The sequence below is a fragment of the Methylotuvimicrobium sp. KM1 genome (assembly GCF_044788715.1).
Lineage (GTDB): Bacteria > Pseudomonadota > Gammaproteobacteria > Methylococcales > Methylomonadaceae > Methylotuvimicrobium.
In genome coordinates, this window is record NZ_CP173170.1 from 2,051,955 (window position 1) to 2,076,208 (window position 24,254).

General features: G+C 48.7%; 23 protein-coding genes. 7 read left to right on the forward strand and 16 right to left on the reverse strand.

Annotation, left to right across the window (positions count from 1 at the left end; all coding sequences use genetic code 11):
- Positions 1-237: 237 nt before the first annotated feature.
- The 4 genes from ACINK7_RS08660 to phoU all read left to right on the forward strand — a co-directional run bounded on the left by ACINK7_RS08660 (position 238) and on the right by phoU (position 6,090).
- Entirely contained in the window at positions 238-2,508 is a 2,271-nt protein-coding gene (locus ACINK7_RS08660) for an ABC transporter permease subunit (protein WP_404360950.1), read from the forward strand.
- Complete coding sequence (pstA, locus tag ACINK7_RS08665; protein WP_404360951.1) at positions 2,505-4,157, forward strand: phosphate ABC transporter permease PstA; 1,653 nt, start codon at positions 2,505-2,507, stop codon at positions 4,155-4,157. The genes ACINK7_RS08660 and pstA overlap by 4 nt, the downstream gene beginning before the upstream one ends.
- 135 nt (positions 4,158-4,292) lie before the next feature.
- Complete coding sequence (gene pstB / locus ACINK7_RS08670; protein WP_404361427.1) at positions 4,293-5,102, forward strand: phosphate ABC transporter ATP-binding protein PstB; 810 nt, start codon at positions 4,293-4,295, stop codon at positions 5,100-5,102.
- A gap of 268 nt (positions 5,103-5,370) precedes the next feature.
- Positions 5,371-6,090, forward strand: coding sequence for a phosphate signaling complex protein PhoU (phoU, locus tag ACINK7_RS08675; RefSeq protein WP_404360952.1), 720 nt, complete (start codon positions 5,371-5,373; stop codon positions 6,088-6,090).
- Positions 6,091-6,232: 142 nt separating this feature from the next.
- Here the strand turns inward: phoU and purD are convergent, their stop codons facing one another.
- The 15 genes from purD to cutA all read right to left on the reverse strand — a co-directional run bounded on the left by purD (position 6,233) and on the right by cutA (position 20,610).
- Positions 6,233-7,507, reverse strand: coding sequence for a phosphoribosylamine--glycine ligase (purD, locus tag ACINK7_RS08680; RefSeq protein ID WP_404360953.1), 1,275 nt, complete (start codon positions 7,505-7,507; stop codon positions 6,233-6,235).
- 480 nt (positions 7,508-7,987) lie between these two features.
- A complete protein-coding gene (gene purH / locus ACINK7_RS08685) occupies positions 7,988-9,547 on the reverse strand; it encodes a bifunctional phosphoribosylaminoimidazolecarboxamide formyltransferase/IMP cyclohydrolase (RefSeq protein ID WP_404360954.1) in 1,560 nt (519 codons plus the stop codon).
- A 306-nt stretch (positions 9,548-9,853) separates the two neighbouring features.
- Positions 9,854-10,138, reverse strand: a complete 285-nt coding sequence (locus tag ACINK7_RS08690) for a helix-turn-helix domain-containing protein (protein ID WP_341325462.1) — start codon at positions 10,136-10,138, stop codon at positions 9,854-9,856.
- Between the two features lies 1 nt (position 10,139).
- Positions 10,140-11,123, reverse strand: a complete 984-nt coding sequence (gene dusB / locus ACINK7_RS08695) for a tRNA dihydrouridine synthase DusB (RefSeq protein WP_404360955.1) — start codon at positions 11,121-11,123, stop codon at positions 10,140-10,142.
- A 174-nt stretch (positions 11,124-11,297) separates the two neighbouring features.
- Entirely contained in the window at positions 11,298-11,837 is a 540-nt protein-coding gene (locus tag ACINK7_RS08700; RefSeq protein ID WP_404360956.1) for a hypothetical protein, read from the reverse strand.
- A 2-nt stretch (positions 11,838-11,839) separates the two neighbouring features.
- Complete coding sequence (locus ACINK7_RS08705) at positions 11,840-12,046, reverse strand: metal-binding protein (RefSeq protein WP_404360957.1); 207 nt, start codon at positions 12,044-12,046, stop codon at positions 11,840-11,842.
- Positions 12,047-12,058: 12 nt separating this feature from the next.
- The gene (locus tag ACINK7_RS08710) at positions 12,059-13,255 is read right to left on the reverse strand and encodes a class I SAM-dependent rRNA methyltransferase (RefSeq protein WP_404360958.1); all 1,197 of its coding nucleotides are present in this window, start codon (positions 13,253-13,255) and stop codon (positions 12,059-12,061) included.
- 3 nt (positions 13,256-13,258) lie between these two features.
- Complete coding sequence (locus ACINK7_RS08715) at positions 13,259-13,903, reverse strand: zinc-ribbon and DUF3426 domain-containing protein (RefSeq protein ID WP_404360959.1); 645 nt, start codon at positions 13,901-13,903, stop codon at positions 13,259-13,261.
- 3 nt (positions 13,904-13,906) lie between these two features.
- On the reverse strand, positions 13,907-14,788 hold the full coding sequence (gene prmA / locus ACINK7_RS08720) for a 50S ribosomal protein L11 methyltransferase (RefSeq protein ID WP_404360960.1): 882 nt from the start codon (positions 14,786-14,788) through the stop codon (positions 13,907-13,909).
- A 105-nt stretch (positions 14,789-14,893) separates the two neighbouring features.
- A complete protein-coding gene (gene accC, locus ACINK7_RS08725; protein ID WP_404360961.1) occupies positions 14,894-16,237 on the reverse strand; it encodes an acetyl-CoA carboxylase biotin carboxylase subunit in 1,344 nt (447 codons plus the stop codon).
- Between the two features lie 20 nt (positions 16,238-16,257).
- Complete coding sequence (gene accB / locus ACINK7_RS08730) at positions 16,258-16,701, reverse strand: acetyl-CoA carboxylase biotin carboxyl carrier protein (protein WP_404360962.1); 444 nt, start codon at positions 16,699-16,701, stop codon at positions 16,258-16,260.
- A gap of 4 nt (positions 16,702-16,705) precedes the next feature.
- A complete protein-coding gene (gene aroQ / locus ACINK7_RS08735; RefSeq protein WP_341325454.1) occupies positions 16,706-17,152 on the reverse strand; it encodes a type II 3-dehydroquinate dehydratase in 447 nt (148 codons plus the stop codon).
- A gap of 385 nt (positions 17,153-17,537) precedes the next feature.
- Positions 17,538-18,053 carry a TlpA family protein disulfide reductase gene (locus tag ACINK7_RS08740; RefSeq protein WP_404360964.1) on the reverse strand — a complete coding sequence of 172 codons (516 nt, stop codon included), beginning with the start codon at positions 18,051-18,053 and terminating at the stop codon, positions 17,538-17,540.
- The gene (locus tag ACINK7_RS08745) at positions 18,050-20,287 is read right to left on the reverse strand and encodes a protein-disulfide reductase DsbD (protein WP_404360965.1); all 2,238 of its coding nucleotides are present in this window, start codon (positions 20,285-20,287) and stop codon (positions 18,050-18,052) included. The genes ACINK7_RS08740 and ACINK7_RS08745 overlap by 4 nt, the downstream gene beginning before the upstream one ends.
- Positions 20,272-20,610 carry a divalent-cation tolerance protein CutA gene (gene cutA, locus ACINK7_RS08750; RefSeq protein ID WP_404360967.1) on the reverse strand — a complete coding sequence of 113 codons (339 nt, stop codon included), beginning with the start codon at positions 20,608-20,610 and terminating at the stop codon, positions 20,272-20,274. Before cutA ends, ACINK7_RS08745 begins: the two co-directional genes overlap by 16 nt.
- A gap of 158 nt (positions 20,611-20,768) precedes the next feature.
- Here cutA and ACINK7_RS08755 point away from each other — a divergent pair, with 158 nt between their 5' ends.
- The gene (locus tag ACINK7_RS08755) at positions 20,769-21,206 is read left to right on the forward strand and encodes an FxsA family protein (RefSeq protein WP_404360968.1); all 438 of its coding nucleotides are present in this window, start codon (positions 20,769-20,771) and stop codon (positions 21,204-21,206) included.
- A 52-nt stretch (positions 21,207-21,258) separates the two neighbouring features.
- On the opposite strand, the gene ACINK7_RS08760 is transcribed toward ACINK7_RS08755, so the two are convergent.
- Entirely contained in the window at positions 21,259-21,495 is a 237-nt protein-coding gene (locus ACINK7_RS08760) for a DUF2892 domain-containing protein (protein WP_341325449.1), read from the reverse strand.
- Between the two features lie 107 nt (positions 21,496-21,602).
- Here ACINK7_RS08760 and uvrD point away from each other — a divergent pair, with 107 nt between their 5' ends.
- The gene (uvrD, locus tag ACINK7_RS08765) at positions 21,603-23,768 is read left to right on the forward strand and encodes a DNA helicase II (protein ID WP_404360969.1); all 2,166 of its coding nucleotides are present in this window, start codon (positions 21,603-21,605) and stop codon (positions 23,766-23,768) included.
- Positions 23,769-23,996: 228 nt separating this feature from the next.
- Entirely contained in the window at positions 23,997-24,164 is a 168-nt protein-coding gene (locus tag ACINK7_RS08770; protein ID WP_404360971.1) for a hypothetical protein, read from the forward strand.
- The last annotated feature ends 90 nt before the right edge of the window (positions 24,165-24,254 follow it).

A 24,254-nucleotide genomic window follows, 5' to 3' on the forward strand; every position in this document is an offset into this window, starting at 1 on the left:
AGGTGAAAGGTGAAAGGTGAAAGGTGAAAGGTGAAAGGTGAAAGGTGAAAGGTGAAAGGTGAAAGGTGAAAGGTGAAAGGTGAAAGGTGAAATCGGCGCTTGACAAGCGATTTAAATACTGCGTCATTTTACCGCTTACCGCTTACCGCTTACCGCTTACCGGCACAGTTAAGTCGAGCACACTATATTCGGAATTATTAACCATTTCCTAGCGGCATTGATCATTCAACCCTATATATGACAGAACCGAAATCCGGGGCTTCGGCCTCTCTGAATGCCATGACGGGCTTTTATCCGCGTTGGCGACTCATCAAGGACAGTGTGGCTCGTTACGGCGTTATCGTTGGCGGCTTGAGCATTATCGCCGCGATAATGCTGATTTTTTTCTATTTATTGTATGTTGTGTGGCCTCTATTTATCGAGCCTAGCGCAGAATCTGTCGCGCATTACCCTGTGCCGGAGCTGGCGCTTGGCGACACCGCTATGTTGGCTGTCGAGGAGCAAAATGAAGTTGGCGTGCGTTTCACCGAAAACGGACGAATTATTTTCTTTGCCGCGCCGACCGGTAAAACGCTATTGATTCATTCAATCGTTTTGCCGGAAAGCGCTCGGATTAGCAGTTTTGCCGATGGCGGTCCCGAGAAAGGTGTTGCCGTGTATGGCTTGTCGGACGGTCGCGCGATCGTGCTGAAACACAAGTATAACGTGTCATATCCGGAAAACCAGCGGGTCATAACGCCTGTTGTCGATTATCCGTTGGGACGAGAACCGCTGGTTTTGGATGAATCAGGTCAAGCACTCGAAAAGATTGCAATTCGTGTCGATGACGATCAGACCACCATGGTCGCCAAAACGTCGGATAAACGAGTGATATTGACGAGCTTCGAAAAGAAGCGTTCGTTGTTCGATGATGATGAAGATTTCGAACGGACCGACAGCATACTCGATGTGCCGGCTCTCGATATTGCATTTATCTTAATGGACAAGGATCAACGCAATTTATATCTCGCCGATAGCGAAGGTCGTTTGAGTTTTTTCGATATTGCCGATAAGTCGAAACCGGCGATTCGCCAGCATCTGAATGTAATCGAAGCCGGTCGTAAATTGACCTCGATGGTTTTTTTGAACGGCAGTATTTCGTTATTGATCGGCGATTCGGGCGGATTGGTTGCGCAATGGAGCGTAGTCAGGGACGCCCGGAATAATCCGGCGATGCAAAAAATCCGATCGTTCAAGGTATCGGAACAGGCGATTGCCGGCATTAATGCCGAGCAACGCCGCAAAGGTTTTATTGCGGTCGATACCGCAGGCGTCGCCGGTATTTATCATACGACCGCCGAGCGGCAGTTGATCAAAACACAGGTGTCGAATGGGATGCCGGAAACAGTTTCGATGTCGCCGCGAGCCAATGCGTTTATCGTCGAATCCGAGTCGGGCTTCATGGATTTCTGGTCGGTCGAAAACGATCATCCGGAGGTTTCCGTCAAATCGTTATGGCAAAAAGTCTGGTATGAAAGCTACCCGAAGCCCGACTATATTTGGCAGTCTTCCTCGGCGAGCAATGATTTCGAACCGAAATATAGTTTGACGCCGTTGGTATTCGGCACCTTGAAAGCTGCTTTTTACGCAATGCTTATCGCGGTCCCTTTGGCTTTGATGGGTGCGGTTTATACCGCTTATTTCATGGCCCCGCGCATGCGCACGCTGGTTAAGCCCGGTATCGAGATTATGGAAGCGTTGCCGACTGTTATTTTAGGTTTTCTAGCGGGGCTTTGGCTCGCGCCGTTTGTCGAAGAGCATTTGGCCGGCATTTTCACGCTTTTGCTGACGATGCCGCCGGCGGTGCTGGTTTTTGCTTATCTATGGCAATTATTGCCGGAATCGGTGAGGCATAAGATTCCGGATGGCTGGGATGCCGCCTTGTTGATCCCCATCATTTTGTTGAGCGGCTGGTTTGCGTTTTTAATTAGCGTGCCTTTGGAATCAGTGCTGTTCGGGGGCAGCCTGCGTAATTGGCTCGATGCCGAATGGGGTATCGGCTATGACCAACGCAATGCCTTGGTGGTGGGGTTGGCGATGGGCTTTGCGATCATCCCGACGATATTTTCGATCGCCGAGGATGCGATTTTTTCTGTTCCGAGACATTTAACGGTCGGCTCTCTCGCCTTGGGCGCGACGCCTTGGCAAACAATGACGCGTGTTGTACTGTTGACGGCTAGCCCTGGGATTTTTTCGGCGATCATGATCGGACTCGGCCGGGCGGTCGGCGAAACGATGATCGTATTGATGGCGACCGGTAATACGCCGGTGATGGATTTGAGTATATTCCAGGGTATGCGCACCTTATCGGCCAATATCGCGGTCGAGATGCCCGAGTCCGAAGTCGATAGTACACATTACCGGGTGCTGTTTTTGGCTGCCTTGGTGTTGTTTTTGTTTACCTTTGTCGTTAATACCTTGGCCGAGTTGATTCGCCAGCGCTTACGTGAAAAATATAGTTCCTTATGATCAAACAATGGTTTAAAAGCGGTTCCCCGTGGATTTGGCTCAATGCCGCGGCAGTCAGTACTTGTCTGATTTTGGTGATCGGCTTATTGGCGTTGATCGTGTTTCGTGGAGCTTTGCATTTCTGGCCGTCGGATGTCGCCGAATTTATCTATATGGAAGACGGGCGCAAGCAAACTGTCATCGGAGAGATTGTCGATACCAGCGCCACAACGGCTTTGATGGCGCGTGCTTCGGGTCATAAGATGTCAGACGATAACGATCTGCTTGTACAACACCTGATCAAAATCGGGAACCGAGATTTGACCGGCATGGATTTTCGCTGGATTCTGGACCGTAATATTCAGAGCCGACAGTATCCGGACAATATTCTCGTGCTCGAGCGGCGAGAATGGGGTAATTTTTACGGTTATCCGGTTGCACTCAAGCAAGAAGGGCAAGTGATCGCCGAAGGCCCGCAAGTATTTTCGGTCTTATCGGAGCGATTACGTGATGCCTTGTCGGTTTATAAGCAAATTCAGCGACTCGAAAAAAAGGAAATCGGCGCAGTTAATTACGGTTTGGAGCGCTTGAGGCTTAAACAAAGACGCTTGGAATTGAACGCGCAATGGGATGAACAGTCGGAACGGGAGCTTTCTGCCGAACGCGATGAGTATGAGCAACTATACCGGGACTATCAGTCTCAGTTGCAAAGTTTATACAAGACGATCAACAGAGATTCTTTGGTGATGAAGGCAGCCGATGGTCGAGAAATCGATATGCCTTTGGCTAAGTTGGTCAGAATTTATCGCCCGAATACGATGGGTGTTTGGGCCAAGACTGGGCATTATTTCGAAAAAATCGCCGAATTTTTGCTGGACGACCCGCGCGAGGCAAATACTGAAGGCGGCATATTCCCGGCAATCTTCGGTACCGTAATGATGGTCATCATTATGTCGGTGATCGTGACGCCGCTCGGCGTGATCGCGGCGATTTATATGCGAGAATATGCGAAGCAAGGCTTTACGACACGCTTGATTCGCATTGCAGTCAATAATCTGGCCGGTGTCCCTTCAATCGTCTATGGCGTGTTCGGCTTGGGTTTTTTTGTGTACATTCTAGGCGGCAATATAGACCAACTGTTTTTTCCGGAAGCCGCTCCTGCACCGGTTTTCGGAACGCCGGGCTTATTGTGGGCGTCGATTACGCTGGCCTTATTGACATTGCCGGTCGTTATCGTATCGACAGAGGAAGGCTTGTCGCGTATTCCGAAATCGATCCGCGAAGGCAGCTTGGCCTTGGGTGCGACGAAGGCTGAAACGTTATGGCGCACCGTGTTGCCGATGGCGAGCCCGGCGATGATGACCGGTTTGATTTTAGCGGTTGCTAGGGCGGCCGGCGAGGTGGCGCCTTTGATGTTAGTCGGCGTCGTCAAATTAGCGCCATCGTTGCCGCTGGACGGAAATTTTCCATTTTTGCATCTGGATAGAAAATTCATGCATTTGGGTTTTCATATTTACGACGTCGGTTTTCAAAGTCCGAATGTCGAAGCGGCAAGACCCTTGGTCTATGCCACATCCTTATTGTTGGTCGTCGTGATCGTCGGCTTGAATTTATCAGCGGTCGCGATCAGAAATCATCTGCGCGAAAAATACCGGGCTTTGGAAGGTTAACCTAGCTTTAACACATGTAGTCACTAGGCTATTTATTGTTTATTTTCTATTATTTATATTAATTACAATGTCTTACGATCATAAAATGTTAAGGCTGGGTTAAACGCCATGACGAATCAACCCTTACGGAAACACATGCTCGATTTGGATGCATTGACTCAAGATAAGAAGCCGCAAGGCATGGCTCAAGAAGAAGTGTGCATCAAGGTACACAATCTGAATCTATTCTATGGCGATCAGCAAGCTTTATACGGCATCGATATGCATATTCCGCGGCAAAAAGTGACTGCCTATATCGGTCCGAGCGGCTGCGGAAAATCGACATTGCTGCGCTGTATCAACCGCATGAACGACCTGGTCGATAATGTCAGAATCGAGGGCAAGATTTTGCTCGATGATGAAGATATTTATGCGAGATCGGTAAATGTCGCGGCTTTGCGCAGACGGGTCGGAATGGTGTTTCAAAAGCCCAATCCGTTTCCGAAGTCGATCTATGAAAACGTCGCTTACGGCTTGCGGATACAAGGCATCAACGATCGCAGAACACTAGACGAGACCGTCGAGGAGGCTTTGCGCGGCGCGGCGCTTTGGGATGAGGTTAAAGATAGACTGCATGACAATGCTTTAGGTATGTCGGGCGGTCAGCAGCAACGGCTCGTGATTGCTAGGGCAATTGCGATCGAGCCGGAGGTCTTGTTACTGGACGAACCGGCATCGGCTCTGGATCCTATTTCAACGCTGAAAATTGAAGAGCTGATCAACGAATTGAAAGAGAAATACACGATCGTGATTGTCACGCACAACATGCAACAAGCGGCACGCGTATCCGATTACACGGCCTTCATGTACATGGGCAAATTGATCGAATTCGACAATACCAGTCATTTGTTTACGAATCCGTCGAAAAAACAAACCGAGGATTACATCACCGGGCGTTACGGCTAATAGAATGTTAATTTCGCGCAGAGGCGCGGAGGCGCGGGGAAAGAAAGGTTTAAATAGTTCCCACACTGCATAGAAACTTTGGTGGGGGAGGGATGCTCCATCGTCCTTGAACCTCAAAGCAGTTCAGTCTGGAATTACTTCGCTTTCCCCTCGCTTCTGCGGGAAAATTTCCGTTCTCAGTGGGAGCTCATAACTTGGCTGCCGAGGCAACGTCGGAATCGCTATTTCGGGCTTATTTATTAACTACGCTTTCATGCGAGGATAAACCATGGATATCAATAAAATCGGACATCATATTTCGAGCCATTACAACGTGGAGCTCGAGGATATCCGTAATAGCGTTTTGAAGATGGGCGGTATTGTCGAAAGGCAAATCGAATTGGCCGCATTGTCGTTCACCAGTTATGATATGGAAATTGCCGAGCAAGTTATTCAACAAGACGATTTTGTCAACCGACTCGAAAAGCAAATCGATCAGGCCTGTACCGAAATTTTAGCCAAGCGTCAGCCTGCCGCGTTCGATCTGCGCTTGTTGTTGTCGGTGATTCGAACGATTAACGATTTGGAACGGATCGGCGATGAGGCGACTAAAATCGCGGAAATGGCGATTCATTTGAGCGATACCGAAGGCAAAACTCGAAACGAGGAATATTACGAGATACAGCATTTGGCCGAGTTGGTTATGAAAATGCTGCGCGGTGCCTTGGATGCATTTGCACGCTTAAATGTTGAGAGTGCCGTGTCGATTACCGCCCAGGATGCCATGGTCGATCGCGAATACGGAAGCATCATACGTCAAATGGTGGCGAGGATGATGGAAGACCCGCGCAATGTCAGGCGAACGCTTGATGTGTTGTGGACGGCGCGAGCATTAGAAAGGATCGGCGATCATGCCTGCAACATCTGCGAACATGTGATATACATGGTTAAAGGCGAGGATGTCAGGCACATGAGTCGCGAAGAACTGGAAAGAAAAATTCAGGGTTGATGGGCAGGGTAAAAAGGGAAGTCGGTTACGATTTTTATAGCCTGCGATAAGACAAAAAAGTAACCTGACCCCTTTTCTTTGGTTAAAGCACGTAGCCCGGATGGAGCGCAGCGTAATCCGGGCTACGTGCTTTGGATGAAATTTATCGAATGGCCTTAAAGCCGATATCGGTTCGATAATAGATGCCATCCCATTGTATCTCGGCGGTTAATGCATAGGCATTGTCTTGAGCATCCTTGATCGTTTCACCCAAAGCGCAAGCACACAATACTCGGCCACCCGATGTAACAATATCATTGCCTTGCAACTGGGTGCCGGCATGAAAGATTTTTCGGTCGGCTAGTTCCGATTTAGTAAGGCCCGTGATAACGTCGCCTTTTCGGTAGTCATTTGGGTAACCGCCGGCGGCCAAGACTACGCCTAGTGCAGCGCGTTCGTCCCAATCGGTTTTGACTGTATTCAGGGTTCCGTCTAGGGCAGCTTCGCAGAGTTCGGTCAAATCGCTTTTTAGACGCATCATGATCGGTTGGGTCTCCGGGTCGCCGAACCGGCAATTGTACTCGAGAACTTTGAGCGAACCGTCTGGCGCGATCATTAATCCCGCGTATAAAAAACCGGTGTAGGGAATGCCGTCTTCAATCATGCCTTGCAGCGTCGGCTCGATGACTTCGCGCATGACTCGATCATGGATTTCCGGTGTTACGATAGGGGCAGGGGAATAGGCACCCATGCCGCCGGTGTTCGGTCCTTTATCGCCGTTGTCGCGGGCTTTGTGGTCTTGCGAGGTGGCCATGGGTAAAGCATGTTTGCCGTCGGCAATGACGATGAAGCTAGCTTCTTCTCCGGCCAAAAATTCTTCGATCACGACGCGATTGCCGGCTGCACCGAAGGCATTTCCGGATAACATGTCTTCGACTGCGCTAGTCGCTTCGGCGACGGTTTGCGCGACAATCACGCCTTTGCCTGCCGCGAGTCCGTCGGCTTTGACGACAATCGGCGCCCCTTTGGTTTCGATATAGGCAATCGCTTCGGCGGTATCGGTGAAGGTTTGGTATTCGGCCGTCGGTATATTGTGGCGCGCCATGAAGTCTTTGCAAAAGGCTTTCGATCCTTCCAATTGTGCGGCTTGAGCGGTGGGTCCGAAGCATTTTAAGCCCGCTTCTTGAAAGCTGTCGACGATACCTTTGACCAACGGAGCCTCGGGCCCGACGATGGTGAGGTCGATTTGTTGTTGTTTGGCAAAGGCTAGTAATGCCTTTACGTCGTCAGCCGCAATGTCGACATTTTCAAGATTGGGTTCTAATGCGGTTCCGGCATTGCCGGGCGCAACGAAGACTTTTTCCGCTTTCGGGGATTGCGCGGCTTTCCAAGCCAAGGCATGTTCGCGGCCGCCGCCGCCGACAATAAGAATTTTCATTCAGTTTCTCAAAAGTGGTGTTTTATTTATAGCACATGGATTAACCTAAGAAAGCATTGCACCATGAAGAATAATAGGTTAATTCAATAACTTGTAATGCGTGTGTATGGATGCTGATGCTGCACAATGTTTATAACTTGTTTTTTTATTACCATGAAGGGCATGAAGATAATGAAGGGAAGAGAATTGTGTGCTTTATGAACTATCTCTTAATCACAGATGAACCCAATAGATAAACCCAATGCAGTAATACAACGTTGTCCAATCCAGTTAATGACTAAAAATATCAAAACAATGTCAATAATGATGACATTAACTGTTAATGGTTAGTAACCCATTTAAATTGAAAACGCTGTATCTTCAAGTCCTTCATGCTCTTCATGGTAAAAATAAATGACATTTTTGGGAATCATCACCCGTTTGTATAGAACTTTCGTTCACCCAAATTGTGTCTTCCGTGTCTTATTTGATTGCCTAGTTTTAGTGCCGGAAATGGCGCATGCCGGTAAATACCATTGCGATATCGTGCTCGTCGGCCGCAGCAATGACTTCATTGTCGCGCATCGAACCTCCGGGTTGAATTACGGCTGTGATGCCGCATTCTGCGGCCGAATCGATGCCGTCGCGAAACGGAAAGAACGCGTCCGATGCCATCACCGAACCCGGCACGGACAAACTTTCGTCGGCGGCCTTGATGCCGGCGATTTTAGCCGAATATACGCGGCTCATTTGTCCGGCGCCGACGCCGATTGTTTGACCGTTTTTACAATAGACGATCGCGTTGGATTTGACGAATTTGGCTACCTTCCAAGCAAACATCAAGTCGGCGAGTTCCTGGGTATTCGGAGCGCGGCGGCTGACAACTTTTAGTTCGGCTTGCGCTACGGTGCCGTGATCGAGGTCTTGCACCAATAATCCGCCAGTCACTTTTTTGTAATCGAAGCCTGGCTCGTTACCGCTGGTCCAGATACCCGTTTCGAGAACCCTGACATTTTGTTTTTTCGCGAGAATAGCGCGTGCGGCGTTGTTAACTGTAGGCGCGATAATGACTTCGACGAATTGCCGTTCGATGATGGCCGAGGCGGTTGCTTCATCGAGTTCTCGGTTGAAAGCGATGATGCCGCCGAATGCCGAGGTTGGGTCGGTCGCATGGGCTCTGTCGTAAGCCTCTAGAATAGTGTCCGCGATTGCGACGCCGCACGGATTGGCATGTTTGACGATAACGCAGGCAGGCTGCTCCTCGAAGGATTTGACACATTCAAGCGCAGCGTCAGAGTCGGCAATATTGTTATAGGAAAGTTCTTTTCCTTGTATTTGATTCGCGGCGGCGATGCTTCCTGCGGCCGGATTGCGCTCCCGGTAAAAAGCGGCCGATTGGTGAGGATTTTCACCATAACGCATGGTTTGTTTGAGTTTGAACTGCAAATTCAGGACTTCGGGAAACGTTTGGCCATTGACTTGGCCCAGGTAGGCTGAAATTGCGGTATCGTAATTTGCGGTATGTTGAAAACATTTCAAGGCTAGGCTGAAGCGTGTTTCTTGGGATAAGCCAATGTTGTTTTCTCTTAATTCCGACAAGATGGCTTCGTAATCCCTTGGGTCTACGACGACAGCGACGTCGTTATGGTTTTTGGCGGCCGCGCGAATCATTGTCGGTCCGCCGATGTCGATATTTTCGATTGCCGTTTCCAGGTCGCAATCCGGTCTGGCGATGGTTTTTTCGAAGGGATAAAGGTTGACTACAACCATGTCGATCGCAGCGATGCCATTGGCGGCCATCACTTCATCGTCGATACCGCGCCGGGCCAATATGCCGCCGTGTATCTTCGGATGCAGGGTTTTGACTCTTCCGTCCATCATTTCCGGAAAACCGGTATAGTCGGAGACTTCAATAACAGGAATGTCTTGTTCAGCCAGGGCTTTTGCCGTACCGCCGGTAGATAAAACTTCAATGCCTAAGTCGTTCAGTGCTCGGCAGAATTCAACGATGCCGTATTTGTCGGAAACGCTGACTAGTGCGCGAGTAACTTTTTTGTACATGAGTGGGGCCTCGGGTAAGGAGTGTTGATCGGTATCGAAAAGGGTTTCAGGTATCACTGGGCAGTTAAGCCACAAAAAATAGAAAGTTTATGAAGATCTTAGGGGTTATAGAAAGGGTATTCATCGATAATCGACAATTCGATTAATGCCTTTTTCTTTTCGTGGTTAAATTTTTTTTAGGTAGCCCGGAAAGGTAATATCCTTGAACGAGAGCGGTATTAGTAAAATTAACCCAGCTTTAACAAATCTAGCGCCATAATATTCTTTATTTTCAATATCCTATCTTTACTAAATGTTATGGCTGGGTTAAGAAATACCGTATTGGTCCAGTTTTTTACGTAAGGTGCTACGACTTAAACCGAGTACTTTGGCTGCCTTGGTTTGGTTGTAACCGGCATGCTGTAGCGTGACTTCCAGCAGCGGTTTTTCGACTTCGCCGATGACCATTGCGTGGAGTCCTGCCGCATCATGACCGTTTAGTTGCGAAAAATAGAGCTCAATGGCTTGTTTGACCTGTGCAGACAACGGTATTGCGGTCGGTATTTTATTGTCAATATTAATCACCTTAGCGGATTGTTGAGTTGCTTCCATATTATGCAGCACGATGGTATGAAAAATGCCGGAATGCCGAGTCGATATGCTGAATTTGTTCGATCGGCTGTTGAGCTCGGTTGATAGCATTGCGAATTTCGACAGGTAAGATGCCGAGCCTGTCAAGATACCAACCGATATGTTTGCGCGCTATTTTAACACCGCTTAGGTTGCCGTAGAAACTATATAATTGTTGTACATGACTCAATAAAGTTTCGCGGGTCGAGTCGATAGTTTGCGATTCTAAGGGTTCGTCGCTATGTAAAGAATTGATTATGTCGCTAAAAATCCAAGGGTTGCCTTGAGCGCCGCGGCCGATCATCAGCGCATCGGCCCCCGTTTTTTTCAGGACATAACGAGCCTTGTCGGCCGAGTCGATGTCGCCATTCGCGATGACCGGGATAGCGATGTTTTTTTTGATTTGCTTGATGGTTTCGTATTCGGCGTTGCCATTGAATTTACAGGCGCGTGTTCGACCATGTATGGTCAGTGCGGCAATGCCGGCTTCTTCGGCTATTTTAGCGATAGCCGGCGCATTACGATTTTGTGGATCCCATCCGGTGCGGATTTTCAATGTGACTGGAACCGAAACTGCCTCGACGACGGCTTCGAGAATGCGTTTGACTAGATCCTCATCCCTCATTAGGGCAGAGCCGGCGGCGACTGCACAGACTTTTTTGGCAGGGCATCCCATGTTGATATCGATGATGTCGGCGCCCCGGTCGACGTTAAGTTTAGCGGCGTCGGCCATTTGTCGCGGATTTGTTCCGACAATCTGCACCGAACGAAGGCCCGTTTCGCCGCTGTGGTCGGCTTTTAATAAGGTGCGTTTATTGGTTTGCAATGACGGCAGGGAGCTGACCATTTCAGATACGGCAAGTCCCGCGCCGAATTGTTTGCAGAGCGTTCTGAACGGACGGTCGGTAATTCCGGCCATTGGGGCGAGGACTAGATTGTTTTCGAGAGTATGCGGCCCTATTTGCATGGTTTCAAGTAAACAGTTAGCGGTGAATAGTGAGTGGTGGCTTGGGACGTTGGGGCGTCCCTTGATCCAGAGGGTATGACTTCTAATATCGTGTTGTGGAATTCGCTATATAGGCTAAATCGCCCGCAAAACTTTTAGCTGCTAAACCATTATCCATTCACGATTCTCCATTTCCTATTCACTTTGCTCTTTTTCAACTTCGTCATTCCAGATGGGGTTAACGCGGTCTTCCGGGTTAAGCTTATCTTCATCATTTTGATAAATATGCCAGAACGATTTATCGATAGCGCCGTTTTTATAGTTTTCTTTTTTCTCGTGACCGAATGGGCACCACCAATTTTCAACGATTTTGACCATGTAAGCATGCCATTCGAATAAGCCGACGCTGAGTGGGCAATACCAAGTACAGTTGAATAGCCAATAAAGTTTCGATTGTGAAGGACTCAATTTGAATGTTGGGTCCATTGTAATTTGGTTTTTTAAGTTATAGCGATGGGTCGAGCGGGCCGGCAAGAAGTCGGATAAGGTTTTGAGGTCTTTGGCGCCAATCAATCGTAAATGTAGATAGGTTAAGTAAGCGCTAGCAAATACGAATGGTAACGTTAGTATCGGTAAATAAATCAACGGTACACCAATCGCTCTTTTCCAAACAGGAACGTTTCGGTAATTGCGTCCGATGGCAACGCGGTGAGCGCAGGAATTGCAGGCTTTCATGGTTAATAGACCTCTTTATTAGGTGGTGTGATTGGGTCGTCGGATTGATTAGCGTCGGTGCTTTGATTTTCGTTGAGCAGTTGATAAATGCTCAAACAACCGGCACAGCAAAAGGGTAACTGTTTTGTAGGTGTGTCGAGTGTAAAGCCTTTTATTTCAACCGATTGGCCGCACAATGCGCATGGCGGCTTTGTTGCTTCAGTAGACATATAACGAAAAGGTCATAAGCTTGGAGAAACGGCGCAAAAAAACGTCTTTAGATAATCCGTTTCGGGTATTGCCGGGTGTATCGGGTGATCGGGGCCCTGTCCGCCGGCGGCAAAAAAAATTAAATGTCGATCTATATGACGCGCGGAAGATCTTAGAATCTCGTGGAGCGCATCGCGTCCTAGATGGTGTGAACAGGATGCTGAAACCAGTATGCCGTTCGGAGATAATATTTGCAAGGCTAAATGATTGAGGCGCCGGTAAGCTTCGTAGCCCTGCTTAAAATCTTTTTTGCGTTTGATCAATGCAGGCGGGTCAAGGACGATAATATCGTAATGTCGGTTTTCTTGACGGGCTGTCTTCAGAAAATCGAATACATCGCTGTGCTTGAATTTCATCTTTGCGTCCACACCGTTTAATTGCGCATTGTTCGATGCAAGCTTCAGTGCATTTTCGGAGGCGTCCACGCAAGTGACTTCGGAGGATCCGGCGACGGCCGCAGGAACACTCCAGGCGCCGGTATAGCAGAACAAATCCAATACACTTCGTTCTTTGCATAGTTGCATAAGACGATTGCGGCTGTCGCGATGGTCGTAAAACCAGCCGGTTTTTTGGCCTTCTTGAATATCGACTCTAAATAAGCACCCGTTTTCTTCAATGATCATTGTTTCCGGCAAACTGCCGTAGATGATTTCATTGTCTAAAGGTAAGCCTTCCAATGCACGTTGACTATTGTCGTTTTTCAATACGATGGCTTGCGGGTTAAACAATTCGATCAAAGCGGTCAGTAATTCGTTTCTGTGGCGTTCAATGCCGGCGGTCGTGATTTGCACCGATAAAACATCGCCGAAACGGTCCACAACCAAGCCGGGTAGGCCGTCGCTTTCTCCGAACACAAGACGATAATAAGGTTTACCGAAGAGTTGTTCGCGCAGTTGCAATGCGGTACTTAGTCGTTTTTTAAAAAATTTGACGCTACAGCTCAAGTCGGACTTTCTGGATAATAAGCGCGCGCAAATTAAGGTGTGCGGATTAAAGTAGGCGCTTCCTAGTTGTTTGCCGTCGGCCGCAAGGATATTAACCAGTTGCCCGGGTTCTAAATCGTTGGGTGCGCTTCTTTTGGTGTCGATTTCATTACTGAAAATCCATAAATGGCCTTGGCGCAAGCGTCGGTCTTCGTTTTTCTTTAAATAAATTTCAGGATGCGGCATGAATTAAATAAGTTCGAAAGTATAGCCGCCGACCGAAGTGCTGGGCGCGGCGATGGCGAGACCGATTTCGATGGTTTCGTGAGGCGCGATTTTGTCGGTGCGGAAAGTTAAATTGTCCGGTGTAAATGCGCGTTGCGCGAACGGTTCGCCGGAAAGCTTCAGTAACGTCAGTTTTACGCCCGGATGCGGTTGGGCGAATTCAGCCTGATTGTTGATGATGGCTTTAAAATAGTAATTTTGATCGGCTGTCAAGATCAGCGAACTCGCTAAAACCGAAAAGTCGGTCAGGTTTCTGTAATCGGGTAATGAACAGCCTAAATAAGAACACGCTTCAATGAACCAGGGTCTGAATTTTTCGTGTTGTAATGCCGAAGGACCTTGGAAATAGATAATTTGTCCGCACAACAGGATGAGGCCTGCGGCTGCGGATAAATTCCATAAAAGCGGGTTGGCGGGCTTTCGGTCTTGTACCCAAGGTAGTTGTTCTTCAGAGGGGGCCAATGGAACATCGGCCGGAGTTTCGCCGAGTCGTTGCAGTGCATCGAATTGCGTCGAGCAGTGGCTGCAGCGGATTATGCCCCGAGTTTCGCGTAATTGATCTATTGTCAACGTTTGCGGGTGGTGACATTCGGGGCATTGTGTGAACATCGCTTATTTATCTTTTCGTCCGTCCAGACGACACCAGTCCTCTTGGATTGCCGGCGGATTGAGTGTAATAAAAGGCCGGTACGCTGCGCTGACGGCTTCGGCTTGTTCGTTCAAAATACCGGATAAAACCAAAGAGCCGGAGGGAGCGACTAGTGCGGCGATCTTGCCGGATAATTCGATCAGCGGTTGAGCCAAAATATTTGCTATAACGATGTCGGCGGTGCAGGCTGCGAATTGTTCCGGTAAGTAGCATCGGATTTTATCGGCAATGCCGTTTTTTATCGCATTGTCGTGTGTCGCCGTTAGTGCCTGCGGATCGATATCGATAGCATGCGCTTCACGAGCGCCGAGCAACACAGCGGCAACCGCTAATATTCCTGATCCGCAGCCGTAATCGATGACGGTTTTGTCGCTCAGGTCATGTTCGGCAAGCCATTCCAGGCACAATGCGGTAGTCGGATGCGTGCCGGTACCGAAGGCAAGCCCCGGGTCGAGAGTCAGGCAAACCGTGCCGGGCTCTTGTTGCTCTTGTCCGGTCGGACAAACCCAAAGTCTATCGGCAAACTTCATCGGATGATAATGTTCCATCCAGGCTCTCTCCCAGGCTTGGTCTTCCAGAATCTCTGCCGACCACTCCTTTAGCGAATGCCGATTAAAAGCGTCGAAGACTCGTGCTTTAATGTCTTCCGGCTGAGTATCGAGTTCAAACAACGCGATGACTTTTGTATTGGGCCAGATCTTGGTTTCGCCGGGCAGGGGCTCATAGACCGGTTGGTCTTCGGCATCCATGTAAGTAACCGAAACCGCGCCCAGATCGCTGAAATAATCAGAAAGTTCGGGTGCCGAGGCTTCGTCGGTAATCACGCTTAATTGATGCCAAGACATAACGCTATTATTGTTGATTAAAGGAGGGTATTTGCTGGAAATGCTTACTCAGTTGGGATTTTGCTGTCGGGTCAGCAATAGCGTAACCCGACCCAATAAAGAGCGCTAGTTTAAGTCCAATAGCTTCTCAAGATAGTGAATGTTGCGTTGTCCGGCGATGAATCCAGAGTCGGTCATGATGTCTTTTTGGAGCGGTATATTCGTTTTTATACCGTCGATCACCATTTCGTTCAATGCGGTCGTCATTCTTGCAATCGCACTATTGCGGTTTTCGCCGTGCGCGATTAGCTTCCCGATCATCGAGTCGTAATAGGGCGGCACTTTGTAACCGTTATAAATGTGTGTTTCGCACCGAATGCCGGGGCCGCCCGGCATGTGGAATTGATGAATCGTGCCCGGGCAGGGCATGAAGGTTTTCGGGTCCTCGGCATTCAGTCGACACTCGATCGCATGACCTTGAATTTTGACTTGCTCTTGGGTAATCGATAAGGGTAAGCCGTAGGCGATACGTAATTGTTCCTTAACAATATCGAAGCCGGTGACCATTTCGGTAACCGGATGCTCGACTTGAACCCTCGTATTCATTTCTATGAAGAAGAATTCGCCTTTTTCATATAAGAATTCGAAAGTTCCGGCGCCCAGGTAGCCGATATCGCGGCAAGCTTTGGCGCACAATTCGCCCATACGGTTACGTTCTTCGTCGGTAATGCCGGGTGCGGGCGCTTCTTCGACGACTTTTTGGTGGCGGCGCTGCATCGAGCAATCGCGCTCGCCAAGATGGATCGCATTACCGTGTGAATCGGCCATCACCTGGAATTCGATATGGCGCGGATCTTCCAGGAATTTTTCCATGTACACGGTGTCGTTCCCGAACGCGGCAGCCGCTTCTGCTTTCGTCATGGTAATGGCATTGACCAATGCAGCCTCGGTATGTACGGTGCGCATTCCTCGTCCGCCACCGCCGCCGGCCGCTTTGATGATGACCGGGTAACCGATCTCCTGAGCCATTTGCAGGTTTTGCTTACTATTGTCGGTCAATGGATTGCCGTTGCCCGGTACACAGGGAATGCCGGCTGCTATCATTGCCTTTTTTGCGGCGATTTTGTCGCCCATTATGCGGATAGTATCTGCATTCGGACCGATGAAAACAAAGCCGCTTTGCTTTACTTTCTCCGAAAAATCGGCATTTTCCGATAGAAAGCCATAGCCCGGATGAATGGCTTCGGCATCTGTGACTTCGGCCGCGCTGATGATGGCTGGGATATTCAGATAACTATCGGTTGATGGAGCAGGGCCTATGCAAACCGACTCGTCGGCCAATCTGACATGCTTTAGATCCCGGTCCGCCACGGAATGTACCGCGACCACTTTGATACCCAGTTCACGGCAGGCGCGCAAAATGCGCAACGCTATTTCGCCTCGATTGGCGATGACTATTTTATCGAACATGATTAAATACCTTTGGTTTGTTATTCAATGACGAACAAAGGTTGGTCATATTCGACGGGTTGGCTGTTTTCAACCAATATTTGCGTCACCGTACCGGTTTTATCGGCTTCGATTTGATTGAGGATTTTCATCGCTTCAATGATGCAGAGCGTGTCGCCCGCTTGTACTGCCTGTCCGATATCGACAAACGGCTTGGTGCCGGGAGTAGCGGACCGGTAGAAAGTACCGACCATCGGCGATTTCACAATGTGACCGGTTATTTTTTTCTCGGCCGGTTCTGCAGGACTTGTCGCGGGTGCCGAAGGCGGGGTAGTCGGGGCGAATTGAGCCGGTGCGTAGTTCACTTGCGCGGCATTCGAGTAACGACTAATTCGGACGGATTCTTCCCCCTCACTGATTTCTAATTCGGCAATATCCGATTCTTCGATGAGCTCAATCAGTTTTTTTATTTTTCTAATATCCATTGTGTTATGTTCTCTTTGCTAATATCTCGTGAGCGGCCGTCAAGGCCAATTCGTAACCGATGGCTCCCAGTCCGCAAACAACTCCCACGGCAATATCCGAAAAATAGGAATGTTTTCTAAAAGCTTCCCGGGCATGTACGTTCGACAGGTGCACTTCAATGAAGGGAATCTTGGTCGCCAGCAATGCGTCGCGTATCGCCACGCTGGTATGAGTAAAAGCTGCTGGATTGATAATGATAAAATCGACATCGTTGGAAAATGATCGATGAATCAGTTCCACGATTTGGTGCTCGGCGTTATATTGGTGAAAACGGAGCGCGTGACCAAGAGTCGAGGCGGATTTTTCCATCGCCAGCTGTATATCGGCTAAGGTTTTGCTACCGTAATGGGTAGGTTCTCTTAGGCCCAGCAGATTCAAGTTCGGACCGTTAATAACGCAAATATTCGCCATGCAATTGAAGTGCTAATTTAAATTCGGTGCCGATAATTCTCCCTAATTTAAGCACGTTTGTCCATATTTATGTCATTTAACACAAATACGCCGTAAAAACTGGATCTTTTAAGAACTTTGCTTGATTTATACTCCCTTTTGATTGAAAAACCGTCTAGGAATAAAAAGGCATGGGATGTGTCTATCGAGGACCGCCGTGAACCCGTCCATGGGGGGCTTGACGGCAGCGTTCGAGCGCCAGGGATGGCGTGTATTAGAGCAACGCAGGAGCAGTTGCCGAGGAGCAAAAATCTGCATTCACGCCATCCTCGCTAGCCACACCCCATACCTTCATAAAGTTAACCATTTTTTGAGTATAAAGGGAGTAGAATGATTTAACGTTTTCTCAGTCGATCAGAGGTTCGATGATTTCGACAATTTTGGCGCGGGATAATTGTCCGGATTGTTTATGAACCATCTGACCTTGTTGATTAAAGATAAGGCTGAAAGGAAGGATTCCGGCAGAATTTCCCCATTGTTGAGTCAAGATGATGCCTTGGTCGCCGGCGATTAACATCGGATAATTGATGTCGATAAAGTCGAGATATTTTTTGACCGATTCTTTAGTTTCGATAGCGATGCCGACAAATTGCAAGCCACGGTCTTGGTATTCTTGCTGTAAGGCAACAAATTCGGGGATTTCTTCGCGGCAAGGAGGGCACCAGGTTGCCCAAAAGTTGACGATGGTGATTTTACCTCGCCATTCGGATAGGCTGCGTTCGTTGCCGTTCAAATCGGGTAGTCGGTAATCCGGCAGTTCCATGGTTTCACTATGCGTTTCAGGCTGTGTTTTGTTTTGTAGCCAAATTCCGCCGGCTAAAGCGACAGCAGCAGCGATAATAAGTACCGTGGTTTGTTTCATAAATCAACTTGCCGTAGTATGTTTAAAAAAGCGTTGGCATCCTGATAGCCTATCACGCGTAAATGTTTTTTTTCGGCTAGGTCGGCACCGAAAAATAAAGTGGCCGGAGGTCCGACTAAGTTAAATTTTTTCAGCAAGGCTTGATGTTCGGAATTATTTGCCGTGACGTCCGCCTTCAATAAAACGAAGCGATTCAGTTCTTGTTTGACTTCAGGGTGCGTAAAAGTATACGCCTCCATTTCCTTACATGAGACACACCAGTCGGCATAAAAGTCGAGCATGACCGGTTGATTGTTGCGGGCTGCCGTTTCTATACGGTTTTCAAGCTCCTGTAGCGAGGCGACTTTGACAAAGGGCAGGGGGCTTTCGGCCTCGGCAGTGCTTGCTAAACTCAGTCCCTGTAAAGGTTTTAGCGGGTTATGGTTGCCCATGCCTAAGCCGATCAATAACAGGACGCCGTAAGTCAGCATCACGACTCCGGCACCTTTCCAAAGCTTTTTCCAACCGCCTGCATTTTCGCTCAACGGGTCGATCGCTTTCAGGTAAATGGCCGGTATGATCAGTAATAAGGCCCATAGGAACATCGTGATATCGGGTGGCAAAATACGGTCCAGCATCCATAGGGCGACAGCCAGCATGATCACGCCGAAGACCGCTTTGGTTGCATTCAGCCATTGACCTGCCTTCGGTAATAGTTTTCCGGCCGATGCGCCGAGTATCAATAGCGGCACTCCCATACCGAACCCCATCGCGAATAATGCGATGCCGCCGAGCACAGCATCGCCGGTTTGGCCGATATAGATCAATGCACCGGCCAACGGAGCCGCAACGCAGGGGCCTACGATCAAAGAAGATAACGAACCCATGATCGCCGCGCTCCAAAACGAACCGTCACGGTGTTTATCGCTGGATTTATGCAGTCGAGTTTGAATCGATGCGGGCATTTCTAGGTTGTAAAAGCCGAACATCGACAACGACAACAATACGAAAATACCGCTAAATAGCGCGATAATCCAAGGTTGTTGAAAGGTCGTTTGTAGATTGCTGCCGAATAATGCCGCCAAGACACCGAAAACCGTGTAGGTCAATGCGGAGGCGGTGACGTAACTCAGTGATAAAAGAAAGGCGCGGCTAGTGGTTACCCGGTTGCGTTGACCGACGATGATGCCGGATAAAATCGGTATCATCGGAAAAATACAAGGCGTGAAAGACAGTAACAAGCCGAAGCCGAAAAAGGACAGTAGTGTCAGCCAGAGCGTGTTTTGATGCAACGATTGTACGATGCGGTCTTGTTCGGATTGCGGTTCGTCGATTCGGGGGCTTGTCGAGGAAATAATCGGCGTCGATACCGATGCGGTCGTCGGTAGAACCAATGGCGTGCTTTGCGCCATCGGAGGATAGCATACGCCTCGATCCGCGCAGCCTTGAAATCGTGCTTGAAGGATAATATTTTGTTGATCCGCTTGATAGCGGTTAATCGGCAGGTCGAAGCTTAGGTCGTTGCGGAAGATTTCAACGTCGCCGAATTCCTCGTCGTGGTAGGGCGTGCCTCTGGGCAAAGTGAAGTTGCCGATTTTTACTTTTTCGGAATCTAGGATATCGAATTGAAATTTGTCGCGATATAGATAATAGCCTTCCGCAATTTGCCAATTGACGGTCAGCGTGTTCGGGTCTTTGACCAAAGCGAAAAAGCGGAAGGCTTCTTCTGCCGGAAGCAATTCATTCTCGAACGGATTCAGCTTTAAGTCGCTCAGGCCCTGTACTAAGCCGAAAATCGAACCGGTTTTCACGGAAGAATTTTGAGACGGTAGATCGACCGTCAGTGCGGTCTTCTGTGGAGGATAACAAATACCGATATCGGCACAGCCCTGATGTTTAACCGCCAATTGCAAGGTATTAGGCGCATCGCCTAGCTTGGTGAACGGTACTTCGACGGTGAGTTCGTTCCGATAAATGACCATGTCGCCGAAAAACTCGTCATGCTTGGTTTTTCCTGGAGGATAAGTGATATCGTCGAGTGTAATCCGTTCTGACCGGCTTTCAATGCCCAATTTATCACGGTACAAATAGTAGCCGTCGGCGATCTGCCAGGTTAGAACGATTTCATTCTTTGCATTGGCCTTGGCGGTGAGTTTGAAAGCTTGTTCTTGCGGCAGTAAATCGCTTTCGCTGATGGCAAAGGCGGCTTGATGAAAAGTTGCAATCAGGCAAAGCAGTATTATTTTGATAGGCATGAATCGATCCATTTCAGATACTCAGGCAAAGCGTGTTCGACAGAGACCGCGACGATCTCGGGAAGTTCATAGGGATGCGCCTCTTGTATGCGCTGTTCCACTTGCGGGTAAATATCGCGTCGTGTCTTAACTAGCAACAGGCATTCCTGGTCCGTTTCGATTTGATCTTGCCAGCGATAAACGGAAGTCAATCCTGGAAAAATATTTGCGCAAGCGGCTAAATTTTCTCCGATTAATGTTTGAGCGATTGAGCTTGCCGTATTCTGGTCCGGACAGGTGCAAAAGAGAATAATGTGATTCGACATAACGAGAGACTCGGTCAATTTGTTCTGGAGTTTCGGTTTTAAAATCCCTATATTGTACCGTTTAATTCGGGATAAGGTCTCGGTGCGATTTTTCGCCGACCTTGGTTCATTGATTTCAAATGGGAAACTTTCCGGGGTTATCTGTTTCCAATGTGAAATTTGTTTAGGAATATTAAATGAAAGTTTTTCAAGTTGTATTTTTGTGTTTTTTGATCATTCCTTTTTTGGAGATTTATTTACTGCTGACCATCGGCGGCTTGATCGGGGTATTTCCGACGGTTTTTTTGGTGGTATTTACTGCTGTATTGGGCGCTGCTTTGTTAAGACAGCAAGGTTTTGCGACCTTAAGACGTTTTCAAGATAATTTGAACCAGGGTGTCGTTCCCGCTTACGAAATGATTGAAGGACCGATATTGTTGGTTGGTGGAGCATTGTTATTGACCCCCGGTTTTTTTACCGATGTGCTTGGCTTTGCATGTCTAATTCCTCAGCTGCGCGGCAAAATCGCCCGTTATGTGATTGAGAATCATCTGGTACAGACTGGTGGCGCGGTTCATCCTGGTCGATCTAAAGATAATAATGTCTTGGAAGGCGAATATAAAAAGGAGGATTGACAGGTCTTTCTTATTAAGCCGCTTGATCTACGTCCCTGTAGAAATTAAGCGCTTATTGGCTACTTTCCGGTTCGCCACTGGTGCAGGTGTTCTTGTTGAGTCCGGAATAAACAGGACACCAACCGAAAAAAGAGGTGCCGATCAATACGGTTCCTAACAGCAATAAAATAATTTTTGCGGTGAATAAAGATATCAGTACCAATGCCGCGCCTCCGAACATGCGGTATTTTTTATCCTTATCGCCAAGATTGTGTTCGAATTTTATCATGCGTTTAAAATCGAAGCTCATTGTAAGTCCCCTCTGCTAATTAATGTTGGTTATTAAAGCCCGGTCCGGCCGTCATTGTTGCTTTCCTTAAACGCGCATAGCTTATAGAAATGTTTCAACGATAACAAATGGATATTACTTCAATTATTAATCCTCTCAATGATGCCCAACGCGAGGCGGTATCGGCACCTTCCCGCGCAATGTTGGTTTTAGCCGGCGCCGGCAGCGGTAAGACTCGGGTCTTGGTGCATCGCATCGCCTGGCAGATCCAAGTCGAAGGCCATTCGCCGCATAGTATCTTGGCTGTCACCTTCACTAATAAAGCCGCAACGGAGATGCGCACCCGTATAGAAGACCTGCTCAATATCTCGGCACGCTCGATGTGGATAGGCACCTTCCATGGGCTTGCGCATCGCCTGCTCAGACGTCACGCAAAAGATGCGCAACTGCCCGAAACCTTTCAAGTCATGGATTCGGACGATCAGTTGCGACTGATCAAGCGTCTCTACAAAAACTTGAATCTGGACGAGGCCAAGTGGCCGCCCAAGCAAGCGCAATGGTATATCAACGGGCAAAAAGACGAGGGTATTCGAGCCAAGCACATGCCGGATACCGGCGATTTTTTTCAACGGCAAATGCTGGCGATTTATAAGGCTTATGAAGAGGTCTGTCAGCGCTCCGGTTTGGTCGATTTTGCCGAACTGTTGTTACGTGCGCACGAACTGCTGCGTGATAACCCCGAAATTCTGAGTTTTTATCAACAACGGTTTCGGCATGTGCATGTCGACGAATTTCAAGATACCAATACGATTCAATATGCTTGGTTACGTTTGTTGACGCAAGACCGCGATAATCTGTTCGTGGTCGGCGATGACGATCAATCCATTTACGGGTGGCGCGGCGCGAAAATTGAAAATATCTTCCGTTTTCAAAAGCATTTTCCGAATCATAAAGTCGTCAAACTGGAACGAAACTACCGTTCGACCGGCCATATTCTGAAAGCAGCCAATCGGGTTATCGAGCATAACGAAGGCCGGATGGGCAAGGAGCTTTGGACCGACAGCGGTGATGGCGAACCGATTTCGGTCTATGCCGCGTTCAATGAGCAGGACGAGGCTTATTACGTCGTCGAGCGTATCCGGAAATGGGTCCATGAAGGCGGAATGCGCAGCGATATTGCGATTCTTTACCGCTCCAATGCGCAATCGCGCCAGTTCGAGGAAAAGCTGATCGCGACCAGTATTCCGTATCGGGTGTACGGCGGCCTGCGTTTTTTCGAGCGGGCCGAAATCAAGAATGCCTTGGCCTATTTGCGTGTCATGGTTAATCCCGATGACGATGCCTCTTTCGAACGCGTCATCAATACGCCGACACGCGGTATCGGGGCTAAATCATTGGACGACATTCGGGTATTGGCGCGGGATAAGAATTTATCGCTTCGGCAGGCGGTTGAGTTTGCGATCGCTCAAAAATTGACGACGCCAAGGGCTGGGAATGCCATGTCCGGATTCATTGCATTAGTTCGGAGTTTGGCCGAACAAACGCAAGGTTTACTGTTGTTCGAGCAAGTTAAGATCGTCGTCGAAAAGTCAGGGTTGATCGAGTTTTATAAAAAAGAAAAAGGCGATAAGGGCGAGGCCCGCGTCGAAAACTTGGAAGAATTGGTCAATGCCGCTCGACTGTACGAGTACGATCAGGATAACGAAGAAAATCTGAGCGAACTCGATATGTTTTTGGCGCATGCGGCGCTCGAAGCCGGTGACATGCAAAGCGATACCGAGAAAGATTGCGTACAGCTGATGACCTTACATGCCGCCAAAGGCTTGGAATTCAAACGGGTATTTCTGGTTGGTTTCGAGGAAGGTTTGTTTCCGTCGCAACAATCGGTCGAGGATCCGGGACGCTTGGAAGAAGAGCGTAGGCTATGTTATGTCGGCATGACTCGCGCGATGGAAAACTTGTGTTTGACTTATGCCGAATCCCGGCGCTTGTGGGGGCGCGAAACCTATCCGAAGGCTTCGCGGTTTTTGCGAGAAATTCCGACCGAAACGCTTCAGGAAGTCAGGATGCGCGCTCAGGTCAGCCGTCCGGTTTCATTCACCGGAAACGTGGATAGTCATGAGCCGGGGGTATATAAATTGGGGCAGCGCGTCCGCCATGAAAAATTCGGCGAAGGTGTGGTGCTGCAAAGAGAAGGCAGCGGCGCACAGGAGCGCATTCAAATCAATTTCCAACAGGTCGGTATTAAATGGCTGATGTTGTCATATGCTAAGTTGGAAGGGGTGGGTGTTTAAAGTAAGAGGTTTTTTATTCCCTTTGCTAATCAATTTTCGGCACGGTGGGGGGCGCCAAGCGAGTAACCGAACCGGCTACAAAGCTCTTAGCCCCGAGAAGTTATTTGTCAATAATCCTTAGTCGCAATTATCGCAAAGATAAGTCGTCACCTTATTGGGTTCATATTCTACCGACCATTCTTCGAGAATCATTTGCGGTATTTAATGGTCCACTAATCAGGGTTGGTGATGGAACGTCTCGGCAAGGAAAAAGATCTGGACGGCAATACGGTGCACCAAGGCCTTGCCATCTATGGCAACAAGGGCTCGACGGGTCAGCATGCCTTTGTCCTGCAACTGCGGGAGGGGCGCGCTATCCCCGTCGTAGATCAAAATTCGGTGCCGGGGTATCCTTAGGTGCTGCCGAAATTTGAAGTACGAAAGTTATAGATAATGAGGTTTATGTTTGCAAGGGGCTTGGACGCCTGTTGCGTTCAGCGATATTTT

Bases quoted from the DNA above. Each gene is read 5' to 3' on its own strand.
- ACINK7_RS08660 (WP_404360950.1), top strand. From the start codon at position 238: ATGACAGAACCGAAATCCGGGGCTTCGGCCTCTCTGAATGCCATGACG.
- pstA (WP_404360951.1), top strand. From the start codon at position 2,505: ATGATCAAACAATGGTTTAAAAGCGGTTCCCCGTGGATTTGGCTCAAT.
- pstB (WP_404361427.1), top strand. From the start codon at position 4,293: ATGCTCGATTTGGATGCATTGACTCAAGATAAGAAGCCGCAAGGCATG.
- phoU (WP_404360952.1), top strand. From the start codon at position 5,371: ATGGATATCAATAAAATCGGACATCATATTTCGAGCCATTACAACGTG.
- purD (WP_404360953.1), bottom strand. From the start codon at position 7,507: ATGAAAATTCTTATTGTCGGCGGCGGCGGCCGCGAACATGCCTTGGCT.
- purH (WP_404360954.1), bottom strand. From the start codon at position 9,547: ATGTACAAAAAAGTTACTCGCGCACTAGTCAGCGTTTCCGACAAATAC.
- ACINK7_RS08690 (WP_341325462.1), bottom strand. From the start codon at position 10,138: ATGGAAGCAACTCAACAATCCGCTAAGGTGATTAATATTGACAATAAA.
- dusB (WP_404360955.1), bottom strand. From the start codon at position 11,123: ATGCAAATAGGGCCGCATACTCTCGAAAACAATCTAGTCCTCGCCCCA.
- ACINK7_RS08700 (WP_404360956.1), bottom strand. From the start codon at position 11,837: ATGAAAGCCTGCAATTCCTGCGCTCACCGCGTTGCCATCGGACGCAAT.
- ACINK7_RS08705 (WP_404360957.1), bottom strand. From the start codon at position 12,046: ATGTCTACTGAAGCAACAAAGCCGCCATGCGCATTGTGCGGCCAATCG.
- ACINK7_RS08710 (WP_404360958.1), bottom strand. From the start codon at position 13,255: ATGCCGCATCCTGAAATTTATTTAAAGAAAAACGAAGACCGACGCTTG.
- ACINK7_RS08715 (WP_404360959.1), bottom strand. From the start codon at position 13,903: ATGTTCACACAATGCCCCGAATGTCACCACCCGCAAACGTTGACAATA.
- prmA (WP_404360960.1), bottom strand. From the start codon at position 14,788: ATGTCTTGGCATCAATTAAGCGTGATTACCGACGAAGCCTCGGCACCC.
- accC (WP_404360961.1), bottom strand. From the start codon at position 16,237: ATGTTCGATAAAATAGTCATCGCCAATCGAGGCGAAATAGCGTTGCGC.
- accB (WP_404360962.1), bottom strand. From the start codon at position 16,701: ATGGATATTAGAAAAATAAAAAAACTGATTGAGCTCATCGAAGAATCG.
- aroQ (WP_341325454.1), bottom strand. From the start codon at position 17,152: ATGGCGAATATTTGCGTTATTAACGGTCCGAACTTGAATCTGCTGGGC.
- ACINK7_RS08740 (WP_404360964.1), bottom strand. From the start codon at position 18,053: ATGAAACAAACCACGGTACTTATTATCGCTGCTGCTGTCGCTTTAGCC.
- ACINK7_RS08745 (WP_404360965.1), bottom strand. From the start codon at position 20,287: ATGCCTATCAAAATAATACTGCTTTGCCTGATTGCAACTTTTCATCAA.
- ACINK7_RS08755 (WP_404360968.1), top strand. From the start codon at position 20,769: ATGAAAGTTTTTCAAGTTGTATTTTTGTGTTTTTTGATCATTCCTTTT.
- ACINK7_RS08760 (WP_341325449.1), bottom strand. From the start codon at position 21,495: ATGAGCTTCGATTTTAAACGCATGATAAAATTCGAACACAATCTTGGC.
- uvrD (WP_404360969.1), top strand. From the start codon at position 21,603: ATGGATATTACTTCAATTATTAATCCTCTCAATGATGCCCAACGCGAG.
- ACINK7_RS08770 (WP_404360971.1), top strand. From the start codon at position 23,997: ATGGAACGTCTCGGCAAGGAAAAAGATCTGGACGGCAATACGGTGCAC.